The organism is Mycobacterium sp., assembly GCF_050701515.1.
In the GTDB taxonomy this organism is placed as follows: Bacteria; Actinomycetota; Actinomycetes; order Mycobacteriales; family Mycobacteriaceae; genus Mycobacterium.
The window spans coordinates 1-12,610 of the sequence record NZ_JBOGDB010000245.1 but is presented as its reverse complement, the minus strand read 5'-3'; the positions used below and the strand labels follow the sequence as shown (position 1 = coordinate 12,610).

The following is a 12,610-nucleotide window of genomic DNA, read 5'->3' as shown; positions in this document are numbered from 1 at the left end:
CAACAGAACAACTGCGCGTAACCGGGCGTCTGTCAATGTCGGTGCGGTAACGCTCGTTCATGGTGAGCATGGGCAGCAACCTCCTAAATACTTGGGCTGGCACGTATTTGGGTTATCCCGTGTCGGGCGCGGGCTATGACTTCGCATTAGCCGTGTGAACGCCGTAGGGCACGGCGTTGAGCAGGGTGACGGTCAGGCTGGCGCCGCTGGGCAGGGTGTAGATGCGTTGTTCGCCGGGGCGTGCGCCTGCGATGGCGGCGCCCAACGGCGATCGGTCCGAGTAGACCTCCATGTCGCCGTGTTCAGCGCCGCGCACACCGAGCAGGAAGGTTTCGGTGTCGCCGGTGTCGTCGTAGCGGATGGTCAAAACCATGCCGGGTTCGGCGATTCCGTCGTCCGGTGGGTCCTCGCCAACGGTGGCATTGGCCAGCAGGTCATGAATCTGTTGAATTCGTGCCCGCCACGCGCGGTGCACAGCAGTGGTGTTTTCGTCGCTATCACCGTCGGTGGCTGCGGCCGTAGTCAACTGGTGCAGCGCGGCCAGTTCCCGTTGTAGCCGCTCGTAGGCTTGCGGCGAGATCCACACGCGTTTTGTGCTGGTCATCTGTGGTCCTTTTCGTTACGCGGTCAGGGTTTACATCGCGGGCACTGAGTCATGCGGTGCGGTCGGCGGATGCTTCGTCGCTGGGCCGCGGCCCGTCACTCTTACTGGTCAGTAGTGCCTGCGGGTTATCGGAGTGTCGCGGTAAGCAGCCTGTGGCCCAGGGCTTTTCACAACGTGCATGCCGTAGGGCACAGCCTCCAGCAGCATCACGAGCCGCCCTGTCTCGTTGGGCAGTGAGTACACGCGCCGGTCGCCGGGACGCGCTCCGGCGATCGCGCGGCCCAGCGGCGAGGCCATCGAATAGACCCTCATGTCGGCACCTTCGGCGCCACAGCTGCCGAGCAGAAACGTTTCGGCTTCGCCGGTGTCGTCGTAACCGATGGTCAAGACCATGCCCGGTTCGGCGACGGGATCGCCGGCGAGTTCCCCATCGACGACGGCGGTGGCCAGCAGATCTTGAATCTGGCTTACGCGTGCTTGTCGCGCCGAGTGACGCGCGAGGAGATTCGCGTCGTAGTCCAGGAAGTCCTCCGGAACTTCGATGGTGCGCCGTGAACGCAGCGCGGCAAGTTCGTTTTGTAGTCGGGTGTAGCGCTGTCGCGTCATCCCGACGAATTCGGTACTGGTCATTGTGATTGATGTCCTTTCGAGTCAAGGGGTGTCGTCAGGGGCAGGCCGCAGGCAACCGGCTCCGACGACTCGGGCCCGTGGTGGGCAAAAACTGGCGCCGCGGTTCAGGCCCCGCGGCTATCGGGAGTCAGTGGCCGCTTCGACGCAGCGGATCGAAATCGGCCAGGCCCTCGGGTTGCTTGCCGGTGGTGATCTGTTCGGCCAACAGCCGCCCCGTCACTGGGCCATGCGCCAATCCCCACATACCGTGTCCGCCGGCCACATAGATCCCTGGTGACACCTCACCGATCAGCGCGCGTCCGTCGGGGGTGATGCCGTGCGCCCCAACCCACACGTTGCTGCGCTCGGTCCAGCCCACGCCGGAAAGCAAGGGGCTGGCCGCAGCGACGATGGCCTCCACCCGTTGTGGGATGACGGCTCGGTGCGGATGGCGGAACTCCATCGTGCCCGAGACGCGCATGCCGCCGTGGTGGGGCGTGCACGCCACCCGCACTCCCGGCAGGTAGATGGGGCTCGGTATCGGGTGCTGCACGGGCACGGTAAACGAATAGCCGTGACCGGCCTGCACCGGCACGCGCAGCCAGCGGCCCGCCAGCTGCGACAACCCGGCGCCGGTGGCGATCACCGCGGCGTCGGCGGTCAATACCTTGCTGCGCGCATACACAGTGACGCCATTAACCGAGCTGGCTAGATTGCCGATCTCAAGCCTGTGCATCGTGGCCCCGCGGTTGGCCACTGCGCGGCCCAGCGCCTCCACAAATCGGCGCGGGTCGACGAAGCGCTGCGTGTTGACGTTGAGCCCGACGGTGATCGCCGGCGACGCCAGGGGCACCTGCTCGCGTAAGGCCTCGCCCGACAAACCGGTGACATCGGTTGCCTGCCCGGCCTTTTCGAGCTGGCGCAGCTGCCACAGCATGTGGTCGGCGTCTTCGGTGCTGCGAAACAGCGCGGTGATGGGTGTGTCGGTCACCGGCGCGTCGACGCCATTGGCGATGAGCACGTCGAAGGCTTCGATGCAGTCCTCGTTGAGGGCCACATTGGCCCGCATGGCCCGTTTCCACGACTCGCGCTGGCAGTGGGCGAGGAACTGCGAGACGAAGGTGCGGCGTCCTATGTCGGCGGCCAACGGAATGTGCAAGGGAGCCCGCGGGTCGCGCAGCGCCCGCAGCCCGTGGCGCAGCACGCCCGGAGAGTTCAGCGGCAAGGCTAGGCCCGGGGCGATCCAGCCGGCGTTGCCCCACGACGCGCCAGCGGCCACCCCGGTGCGGTCAACCACTGTGACCTCGACGCCGCGTTCCTGTAGGAACCACGCCGTCGACAATCCGACGATGCCCGCACCGACGACGATCGCCGACCGGGGTCCGCCGTCGATCCGCTCGCCGCCGACCATCACACACCTCCACACCTAGACTTTTTGACTGGCAGTTTCCATGGTGGCGTGGATGGGGACCGCTGTGCTTGCGAGAACCCGACAACGGCGGGGTCGACCGTTGTCGTGCTCCAACAACGCGCCCTGTGATCGTGACTTACATTCCGATACCGCGGCTTTCAGCAAGCCTGGGCACAGCGCTATTCGCTGTCGGTGGCGGCCAGTTCGATCATCATGGCCAGCCGCTTTCTGGCGTCGTCCAATGGCAGATTGGTGATCTCAGCCATCTTGCGCAGCCGGTAACGCACGGTGTTTTCGTGCACCTCCAAACGCTTACCGGCCTCGACTGGGTCGCCCTGAGCCTCCAGCCAGGCCTGCAGAGTGAGCACGTAGTAGGTTGCGTTGGCGCGGTCATGGCGGCGCAGCTCGGCCACCGGTCCGCGGTCCGGGGACCGACCTGAGCGCCCCGCGGTGCGCAACCGCTGCAGCAGGATTTCATCCCATGACTCGTCGTAGGCGGGGGGCGTGGCTCGAGACGATACCTCGTGCAGCGCCAGGCACTCGTCGGCCTCCAGACGGGCGGCGGCGAGGTCGGCCACCTCGGCCGCCCCGCTGATACCGGCCAACACCGTCGCCCGTTCGGGCAGCGCCGCCCGCAAACCGGTTACCCACTGCCGCGCCACCGACGACTGCTCGCCGGGCAGCAGGGTGTAGACGGTGTTGCCGGCCAAGGCGCTGCGGCCCGGCCGTGACCAACCAAACCCGGTGGTAGCACGCTCGAACGCCAACAGCAAAGCCGCATCGCGGTCCGCGCCGATGAACGCCTGCAGCGCGATCACCCGCAGTTCGCTACGCGCCAGACCCAGCCTGCTGGCCAGCGTGGCGCCATCAGCGGCGCCCTCCAGCAACCGGATCACCAGTTCGGATTCGACCTGACGCTCGAGGTCGGCGCTGGCGCGTGACCGCAACACGTGCAGGGCCACCGTGTGCGCGCCATCAGCCAAGGCGGTGCGCGCGGCGACATCCAGTGGGGCCGGACACGCCACCCACACCGAGCCGATGAGTTCTCGTCCCGAGCGCACCGCCACCACCACGCGCCCGGTCAAGCCATGTTCGGCGTCCTCGGCGACAAACAACGGCTCGTCGGAAACCGCCACGTGCGCGAAGATGCCACGGGCCTCGAAAAATTCGCGCAACCGCTCCGGTGTCTGTCGTTCCAAAATCGTCGCCACCCGCGCCGAGTCAGCGTGCTGCTGCTGCCTCGAATACGCCAACACCCGCGACAGCCGATCATGGATGACCACCGCACCGCCGATGGCGTCGGCCAGGCTGTCGGCCAGCGCGAACAAATCGGTGGGACCACGCCCTGATTCTGTCTCGCGGCCCTCCAACACGAGCCCGTAGACCACGGCAGCCAACTCGCTCCACGACACTGCCTCGTCGACCACCATCACCGCGCCCGCCTCGACGTCAGCGTCGAACGTTGTCGGCTCCTCAGCGCCGCGCATCAACACCACGACCGCACGCGCCGACGCCGCCCACCGCACCGCTTCCCTGAGCGAGCCGGCACCAATCGCCAGCAATACATCGCCCACCACCGGGCGGTCCGCAGCCGCCTCGTGGATCACCACGCTGCTCAGCTCGGTCGACCTGGGCACCGACGACCAACGCAGACGCACCCCATAACCACCGAGCACGTTCACCAAGCGGTCCAAAGTGATCACGAGCCGCTCCAATCCCGAACTGATCATCGTAACCACGAATCGGCACCGTCGAACAACCAACGCTGCGCCACCGATCCTGTTCGCAGTTTCTTGTGGTAACGCGGGTCATGGCGCTCTTCGGATGGAGCCTGGCAGGTGACAACCGCCGTGGCGGGTGGTCACTGCAATGCCGCAGTCCTTGCCTGGCGCTCAATGCAGTAGTGGCCGACCGTTGTGTGAGGTGCCAAGGACTTATCAATGCGTATCTGACGAATACCTCAGTGCCAAAGGGTGCCGATGAGCCGACGAACTCGATCGTCACGGTGGACGCCGCACATGGTGAGCGACCCTGCGGCCTGTTTGAAGCCCCAGGGTGACCCCGGCCGAGCCCGGCAAGCGTTTGGAGGTGCACGAAAACCCGGTGCGTTACCGGCTGCGCACGATCACTAACCTGCCACGACGACGGCAGCAAGCGGCTGGCCATGATGATCGACCTCCCAACCATCGACCCCGAATAGCGATCGGCGCTGTCAAGATTCGACAAAGCACAGCGTCGTCGTTGTATGGGTCGGGCAAGACCTGAGCCGCCATCGCCACCACCATGGAATTGGTCAAGCAAATGATGCGATTGGTGGAGGAGACCTGATGGACGACCGTAACCGGCTACTGCGATCGGTGGTCGCACCGGTGCGCGCCATGCTGGATCGTCGCCGCCTCGCCGAGCACCGCGCGCCCACGCCGCTGGGGCCAAAAGGTGTCCCTCGCGAGCCCCGCGGCGCCAGCCCCGCCTGTCCTCCACACGGCAACTAAACACGCCTCAGGTTCCAAATCGACTCGCCAATAGGAAATTTCAATGACCGTCCCACGCCCGCATGATCGACCGATCAGCATCCACGCGACACCTGACGACGCGCTGGAGACCTTCACGGTGCGCCTACCACGGTGGCCCATCTTCGGGCTGTTGAGCCGTAATCCCTTGGTGCGGCGCAGCGATCGGATCGAGGCACTGGTACTGGCGCTGGCGGTCGTGGTACTGCTGCTCGCTGTTCCGGTCGCCGCAGCGGTCGGCACAGTGGTGCACGATTCGCGCCGCGACGTCTACGCCGAGCAGGCCCAGACTCGTCACGTCGTCACCGCGACGAGTGTGGCCGCTGCTGCGGCGATTCTGGTGGCCGGTACCCGGGCAGTGTGTGACCGCATCCGAGCCATCGGTTGGCGACACGACATCGACACCCTGGTCGGCCGCGACGGGCAGCGCGGCCAACCCTAAACCGCCGCCACATCCTCATCGAGCCCATTGATTTCACGAACAAAGGGGGAACCCACTCATGCGCACACCCACTGAGTCCTTCGAGACCACCCAAGCCCGCCGATGGACGATCGCACATCCCCGATTGCGATTGAAACCGGCACACACCTCTGCAGGTTTTGTACAGGGGGGCTGGTGGCCTCGAACCGACCAACTCTACATCGAACTTCCGCTCCTGCTCGCAGCCCTATCGTCCCGGTCCGGGACCGTCGATAAGGTGATTTACGACGAGAACAGTTGGGCGCCAGCATCATTGCGGATGGAGTTTCGCGGCCACAGCGTGATCCTTGAGCCCGGCACCACATCGCCCAACACACTGACCGTGAGCGGCAAGCGGTTCGGAACGCTCGCGCTGCTGGTGGTACCACCCGACGCCGACCAGGCTGCGGCGACCACCGCCGTGACGATGGCGGCCGACCCCGACAACGTGTCGACCGCCGAGGAATTGCTGCGGATCGCGACACCAGCGAGACAGCAGCGCCGCCGCGCACCGATGACACACCGGCGCTGCGGGTCCGACGGCGCAGCAATACCTCGTCGGGGATATAACCGCGGCGAACCTGCCATCGCAAGAGAAGTTCGGGAGGTGCGACATGCTCAGTGAAAGCGAACGCGAAACTCTGCGCGACATCGAGCGCCGGCTGCGCTGGCACAGTCCGGAATTGGTTCGGCTGTTCAACAGTACGTGGCCGCAGGTGGAGACGAATCGCCATCAGCGCGCCAGGACTAGAGTGCTCGTGGCCGGGGCCGCCCTTGTGGGGTTGATGCTACGAGGACCCCGGATGCTCAACGAGGCCGAAGCCAGCGCGCAGCAGCGCCCGCCCCTTCCGCGAATATCGCGACCGGCGACGATCGTCTCCCCCCGGGCCGGATCCGCGCTGGACTCCGCCGCTTCGGTCGCGGCTCCCGTCGCCGTCGTCGATCTGTCCGTCGATCCGTTGCCCACCCGCGTCATGGCCACCTGCCGGGCCCGCGCACGCGATATCGCCGTTCCGCCAACCGCGCAGTCCCGCACGACCGGTCGCTTAGCCGACAGGCGTGCAGTTTCTATCGGATCTAGCTGCCCGCAGTCGCCGTCGAGTACCGACCGGGCGGAATCGGAGTCATCATGTTGATTCTCTATGCAGCGACCACAGCGATCGGCCTCGCCGTGTTCTGGCTGGGATCGAACCTGCGCGTCATCAAGCAATACGAACGGGGCGTGATCTATCGATTCGGGCGCGTGCAATCGGCCGTTCGGGGACCGGGCCTCACATGGTTGATCCCCATCGCCGATCGCCTCGACAAGGTGAACATGCAGATCATCACGATGCCCATCCCCGCCCAGGACGGCATCACCCGCGACAACGTCACCGTGCGTGTCGATGCCGTCATCTATTTCAACGTCGCCGAGCCGATACGCGCGGCCGTCGATGTGCAGGACTATATGTCCGCGGTCGGGCAGCTCGCACAAACATCGCTGCGCTCCATCATCGGCAAGAGCAACCTCGACGACCTGCTCTCCAACCGTGAGGGTCTCAACCAGGGTCTGGAGTTGATGATCGACAGCCCCGCATTGGGCTGGGGGATCCACATCGACCGCGTCGAAATCAAGGATGTGGTGCTGCCCGATTCGATGAAGCGCTCGATGTCGCGCCAAGCCGAGGCCGAGCGGGAGCGGCGGGCCCGGGTCATCACCGCCGACGGCGAACTGCAGGCCTCCGACAAACTGGCCCAGGCAGCCGAGGTGATGGCCGAACACCCGGCAGCGCTGCAACTGCGGCTGCTGCAAACCGTCGTCGAGGTCGCCGCGGAGAAGAACTCCACCGTGGTGCTTCCCTTCCCTGTCGAACTGCTCCGGTTCCTGGAAAGGGCCACACCGCAGCCATCCGAGCCCCGAGATATCCGGGCGGCTGCTGCGTCCGCCGGGCTGGCCGCGCCTGCGACCGACGAGAAACTGGACCGGCCGCAGATCCCCGACCATGTTCCCGGTCTGCAACTCGACAAGCGCATCGAGGGTCAGCCATTTCGCCTGAACCAGTAGCACCCGCAATGGCCACACTGCCTGTCGGCGACCGGTCGGCAACCGCTGGCATGCACCCTTAAGGGCCGGCCGCGATCGTCGCGGTGCGCACACCCGGCACGGTACGCGCCAAGGCCATCGCGATCCGCTGCTCGGATTCGTCGGCGAATGAACCGTGAATGGTGACTGCACCGTCGCGAACCCCGACATGCCAGCGCCGCTTGCCGGTGTATTCGTCGAGTCGGTTCTGCGCACCGGCCAGGATTGATTCGTCGGGTTTGAGCATGATCCGCAGCGCGTCACCCCGGCTGACGATGCCCACCACTCGTCCCTCGTCGTCGACGATCGGCAGGCTGCGAAGCCCCGCCTGCAGAAGCGTCTGCATCAGTTCGGTCAGATTCTGGCATTCGGCAGCGCCCACGGTCGCGTCGGCGAGTTCGCCCGCACGCAGCACATCGCCGCTGGTGAGCACGCCGACCAGGCGATCGTCGCGGTCAATGACCGGCAACACAGCAAATCCTCGTTCGGTGAGCGTCACGACTGCTTGCTTCGCCTGGTCGGTCTGGCGCACCTTCGTAACCGGTCGCTGCATCACATCGCATACCCGCATCAATATCACTCCCTTTGCGCGCCGTCTCGCCGATTCAGTCTGCGGCCATCAATAACTGCTTTTTTCGGGATTTTCTGCCGCATTCTTCGAAAACGGCCGGAAAAACTCGCTATCGCGTCAGCGCTTCCGCTTCCGCACAATCGTCGCCGACTCTATGGCCTTGGCGCGCTTGGCAGCCCGGCGTTCCTTGATGGACAGCGCGGGCTTTCGAAGACTCTTCCCCGCAGATTTAGTAGCCATTGTCGCTCCTTTATCCGTAGTGGCAGCCACCTGCCCCGACCATACGTCAAAAAAAATAAAAAGCCAGTCCCTCGATATTCGTGCTCTTTCACACGGCCTGAATTCACCGTCGGCTATGGGACCGGCGCCGGTCAATAAGCGGCATTTGTCGGACAGCTACAACGGGGCATCGGCGGATTGTCCGATCTCAGCAAACGATCACCGAGCCGTCCAGGGCACCATGGAGATTGTCAACCAATATTCAGATGGGGAGGCTGTGATGGAACGTGGGGGTGGCGTGCACGCCCTACAACGGCGCGCTGCGCGTGTCGGGCGCCATGGTGTTCCGCGACCCGTACGAACCGGCGGAACCGGTGCGCGTGGGCGCCATCGTCGCCTCCGCCAGCCCACTATTGGACGGGGTGCGCTGGGCCGAACGCAGCGACATTTGGGTTGGTCCGCGCCCGGTCACCCCCGACGGCCGCCCCCTGATCGGGGAGATGTCTCGAGGCGTCTACGTCGCCGGCGGCCACGGTATGTGGGGACTGGCGCACGGCCCAATCACCGGCCGGCTGCTGGCCGAATTCATCACCACCGGCAAGCAACCCGAAGGCCTGCGCGACTTCGACCCGCTACGCCGAACCGGCCACTAGACACAGTTCACGCCAGTTACTGGTGGGCAACTTCGCAAGTGCCCTCCCGCATGTGGCGCTTTTAACAAGGAGGAATAGGTGAGCCATTACAAGAGCAACGTCCGTGACCAGGTATTCAACCTGTTCGAGGTGCTCGGCGTGGACAAGGCGCTCGGTGCGGGCGCATACGCCGACCTGGACGCCGACACCGCCACCGAGATGCTGGGCGAGATGGCCCGGCTGGCCGAGGGGCCGATCGCGGAATCGTTCGCCGACGCGGACCGCAATCCGCCGGTTTCGACCCCAAGACCCATTCGGTCACGCTGCCTGCGTCGTTCAAGAAGTCGGTCAGCGCTTTGCTTGACGGCGGCTGGGACAAGATCGGCCTCGCCGAGGAGCTCGGCGGCATGCCGATGCCCCGCGCGCTGCAGTGGGCCCTGATCGAGCACGTGCTCGGCGCCAACCCCGCCACATACATGTACGCGATGGGCGCAGGCATGGCGCAGATCATGTACAACCTCGGCACCGAGGAGCAGAAGAAGTGGGCGGTGCTGGCCGCCGAGCGCGGGTGGACCGCGACCATGGTGCTCACCGAGCCGGACGCCGGCTCCGATGTGGGCGCCGGCCGCACCAAGGCCGTCAAGCAGGAGGATGGCTCCTGGCACATCGACGGCGTGAAGCGCTTCATCACCTCCGGTGACGCCGACGACATCGGCGAGAACATCCTGCACCTGGTGCTGGCCCGCCCCGAGGGCGCCGGCCCGGGCACCAAGGGACTGTCACTGTTCTTCGTGCCGAAGTTCCTGTTCGACCCCGAGACGGGCGAGCCGGGCGAGCGCAACGGTGTCTTCGTCACCAACGTCGAGCACAAGATGGGCCTCAAGGTCTCCACGACCTGCGAGCTGTCGCTGGGCCAGCACGACGTGCCCGCCAAGGGCTGGCTGGTCGGCGAGGTGCACGAGGGCATTGCCCAGATGTTCGACGTCATCGAGCAGGCTCGAATGATGGTGGGCACCAAGGCCATCGCGACGCTGTCCACCGGTTACCTCAACGCGCTGGACTACGCGAAGAACCGCGTGCAGGGTGCCGACATGACCCAGATGACCGACAAGACCGCGCCGCGCGTGACCATCACGCATCACCCGGACGTGCGTCGTTCGCTGATGACCCAGAAGGCCTACGCCGAGGGTCTGCGTGCGCTGTACCTGTACACCGCGACGTTCCAGGACGCGGCGGTCGCCAAGGCTCTGCACGATGTGGACGCCGAGCTGGCGGTCAAGGTCAACGATCTGCTGCTGCCGATGGTGAAGGGTGTCGGCTCGGAGCAGGCGTACGCCAAGCTCACCGAGAGCCTGCAGACCTTCGGCGGGTCGGGCTTCCTGCAGGACTACCCGATCGAGCAGTACATCCGTGACGCCAAGATCGACTCGCTCTACGAGGGCACCACGGCCATCCAGGCGCAGGACTTCTTCTTCCGGAAGATCATCCGCGACAAGGGTGTGGCGTTGGCCCACGTGGCCGGGCAGATCGAGCAGTTCGTCAAGAACGAGTCCGGCAATGGCAGGCTGAAGGCCGAGCGGTCGCTGCTGGCGACCGCGCTGGAGGACGTGCAGGGCATGGCCGCCACGCTGACCGGCTACCTGATGTCGGCGCAGGAGAATCCTGCCGAGCTCTACAAGGTGGGCCTGGGCTCGGTGCGCTTCCTGATGAGCGTGGGCGACCTGGTCATCGGGTGGCTGCTGACCCAGCAGGCCGCGGTGGCCATCGAGGCGCTCGATGCCGGGGCCAGTGGCGAGGACCGTGCCTTCTACGAGGGCAAGGTCGTGGTGGCGTCGTTCTTCGCCAAGAGCTTCCTGCCGCTGCTGACCAGCACGCGCCAGGTCATCGAGCACCTCGACAACGAGGTGATGGAACTCGACGAGGCGGCCTTCTAGCTTCACTTGGTCGGGGCGAAAGTTCACGGTCCGGCGCATTGACCAGTAGCTGCGGCGGAAAGCCAAGAAAAGTTGACGCCACTGCACTGCAAACAGTCCCCAGGAAGGAGTTAGTGACGACAGAATGTTTAATCGAATCAACCCAGCCGAATCGGTAGTTTTGCTCATCGTTGCTCTGTGGATCGCCACAGCTGTCAAGTACGGACGTACAAGTCGGGCGCCAAAGGCTCGCAAAAGAGTTCGCGGCCAGCGCGTAGAGCAGTCCGAAAGACCAGCACAGCAAGCCAATACTGCGAGGTGTGGAAAGACGTAGTCTGCCTCCATGCGCACGACCTCAGAAGCAGCATCGAGCACGTACTCCGGCTGGACGACCTGCAGCATTGTGTCGCCGACACACGGCCCTGGCGATCACCAGGCCGGCATTGTCGGATAGCCACAACCGGCCATGGCCCGGTTGTCCGATTCCAGCAAACCCATCCGCGACCGTCCAGTCCACCATGGAGATTGTTAACCAATGTTCAGATGTGGAGGTTTGTGATGGGCGGCGGCGAGCGCATCGACGGCGGACCGCGATCGGCGATCGTGGTCGGTGCAGGCATCGTCGGGTTGTCGACGGCGTGGTTCTTACAGGAGCGCGGCGTCGATGTCACCGTGGTGGACCGCACCGGCGTGGCCGCCGGCGCGTCGTGGGGCAACGCCGGATGGATCGCGCCGGCACTGACCCTTCCGCTGAACTCGCCGGCCGTACTGCGCTACGGGCTGCGCGCCCTGCTTGATCCGGCCGCACCGCTACACATCCCCATGACCGCGGACTCGGGACTTGCCAGCTTCCTGGTCCAGTTCGCCGCCAACTGCCGGCGTTCGACGTGGAAACGGGCGGTACGCGCCAACGTGCCGCTCAACGAGGAAAGCATCGAAGCCTTCGACGTGCTCATCGCCAACGGAGTCGACGCACCGGTGACCGACGCCCCCATCACCGCGCTGTTTCGCAGCACCGCAGACGCCGAGCGCATGATGCGCGAGCTTCGCCACCTCGAAAACGCCGGGCAAACAATGTCTGTCACCGGATTGGCCGGCGAGGCGCTGCGCGAACAAGTGCCCCTGGCGTCCCCGGCTATCACCGCCGCGCTGAACATCAACGGGCAGCGCTTCATCGACCCCGGCCGCTTCGTAAAGGCCCTGGGACAAGCCGTTATCGAGCGGGGGGCAACGATGCGCACGCTGGAAGTCAGCGACGTGCTGTCCTCCGGCAGCGGCGTCACGGTGTTCCCCCGCATCGGCAAGGGATTGACCGCCGACACCGCGGTGATCGCCACCGGCGCCTGGTTGTCACGGCTGGCGGGCCGGCGGATCTCGGTGCCGGTGCAGTCCGGTCGCGGCTACTCGTTTACCGTGCCCGTGGACCGTCCCATCCCCGGCCCCATCTACCTGCCCGACGTGCGGGTGGCGTGCACGCCCTACAACGGCGCCCTGCGCGTGTCGGGCACCATGGAGTTCCGCGACCCGTACGAACCGGCGGAACCGGTGCGCGTGGGCGCCATCGTCGCCTCCGCCAGCCCACTATTGGACGGGGTGCGCTGGGCCGAACGCAGCGACAT

Annotated in this window: 11 protein-coding genes and 2 pseudogenes; 8 read left to right on the top strand and 5 right to left on the bottom strand. The window is 65.5% G+C overall.

The annotated features are described in order from the left end of the window. Positions 1 to 133 precede the first annotated feature (133 nt). From ACRDU5_RS18990 to ACRDU5_RS18975, 4 genes are all read right to left on the bottom strand, one after another. Positions 134 to 604, bottom strand: coding sequence for a GreA/GreB family elongation factor (locus tag ACRDU5_RS18990; protein ID WP_526616294.1), 471 nt, complete (start codon positions 602 to 604; stop codon positions 134 to 136). 108 nt (positions 605 to 712) lie between these two features. Beyond that, entirely contained in the window at positions 713 to 1,234 is a 522-nt protein-coding gene (locus ACRDU5_RS18985) for a GreA/GreB family elongation factor (protein WP_526616293.1), read from the bottom strand. A gap of 127 nt (positions 1,235 to 1,361) precedes the next feature. Beyond that, a complete protein-coding gene (locus ACRDU5_RS18980) occupies positions 1,362 to 2,624 on the bottom strand; it encodes an NAD(P)/FAD-dependent oxidoreductase (protein ID WP_526616292.1) in 1,263 nt (420 codons plus the stop codon). 179 nt (positions 2,625 to 2,803) lie between these two features. Continuing rightward, on the bottom strand, positions 2,804 to 4,327 hold the full coding sequence (locus ACRDU5_RS18975) for a PucR family transcriptional regulator (RefSeq protein WP_526616291.1): 1,524 nt from the start codon (positions 4,325 to 4,327) through the stop codon (positions 2,804 to 2,806). A 624-nt stretch (positions 4,328 to 4,951) separates the two neighbouring features. Between ACRDU5_RS18975 and ACRDU5_RS18970 the strand changes: the two genes are divergently transcribed. Genes ACRDU5_RS18970 through ACRDU5_RS18950 form a run of 5 tightly spaced genes read left to right on the top strand, consistent with a single transcriptional unit; the run spans position 4,952 to position 7,638 of the window. Then, positions 4,952 to 5,116 carry a hypothetical protein gene (locus tag ACRDU5_RS18970; protein WP_526616289.1) on the top strand — a complete coding sequence of 55 codons (165 nt, stop codon included), beginning with the start codon at positions 4,952 to 4,954 and terminating at the stop codon, positions 5,114 to 5,116. A 43-nt stretch (positions 5,117 to 5,159) separates the two neighbouring features. Continuing rightward, entirely contained in the window at positions 5,160 to 5,576 is a 417-nt protein-coding gene (locus ACRDU5_RS18965) for a hypothetical protein (RefSeq protein WP_526616288.1), read from the top strand. A 58-nt stretch (positions 5,577 to 5,634) separates the two neighbouring features. Continuing rightward, positions 5,635 to 6,219: a DUF5994 family protein gene (locus ACRDU5_RS18960; RefSeq protein ID WP_526616287.1), complete on the top strand. Its 585-nt coding sequence runs from the start codon at positions 5,635 to 5,637 to the stop codon at positions 6,217 to 6,219. After that, the gene (locus tag ACRDU5_RS18955) at positions 6,209 to 6,730 is read left to right on the top strand and encodes a DUF3040 domain-containing protein (RefSeq protein ID WP_526616286.1); all 522 of its coding nucleotides are present in this window, start codon (positions 6,209 to 6,211) and stop codon (positions 6,728 to 6,730) included. Before ACRDU5_RS18960 ends, ACRDU5_RS18955 begins: the two co-directional genes overlap by 11 nt. Beyond that, positions 6,724 to 7,638 (top strand): slipin family protein, encoded by a 915-nt coding sequence (locus ACRDU5_RS18950; RefSeq protein ID WP_526616284.1) that lies wholly within the window; start codon positions 6,724 to 6,726, stop codon positions 7,636 to 7,638. The genes ACRDU5_RS18955 and ACRDU5_RS18950 overlap by 7 nt, the downstream gene beginning before the upstream one ends. A 58-nt stretch (positions 7,639 to 7,696) precedes the next feature. Here the strand turns inward: ACRDU5_RS18950 and ACRDU5_RS18945 are convergent, their stop codons facing one another. Continuing rightward, positions 7,697 to 8,227 (bottom strand): CBS domain-containing protein, encoded by a 531-nt coding sequence (locus ACRDU5_RS18945; protein WP_526616282.1) that lies wholly within the window; start codon positions 8,225 to 8,227, stop codon positions 7,697 to 7,699. Between the two features lie 509 nt (positions 8,228 to 8,736). Here ACRDU5_RS18945 and ACRDU5_RS18940 point away from each other — a divergent pair. The 3 genes and pseudogenes from ACRDU5_RS18940 to ACRDU5_RS18930 all read left to right on the top strand — a co-directional run. Further along, a pseudogene (locus tag ACRDU5_RS18940) lies at positions 8,737 to 9,099 on the top strand (NAD(P)/FAD-dependent oxidoreductase); the annotation flags it as partial. Positions 9,100 to 9,177: 78 nt separating this feature from the next. Next, positions 9,178 to 11,012, top strand: a pseudogene (locus ACRDU5_RS18935) (acyl-CoA dehydrogenase C-terminal domain-containing protein). A 537-nt stretch (positions 11,013 to 11,549) separates the two neighbouring features. Beyond that, on the top strand, positions 11,550 to 12,610 hold a 1,061-nt coding region (locus tag ACRDU5_RS18930), incomplete at its 3' end, for an NAD(P)/FAD-dependent oxidoreductase (protein ID WP_526616295.1).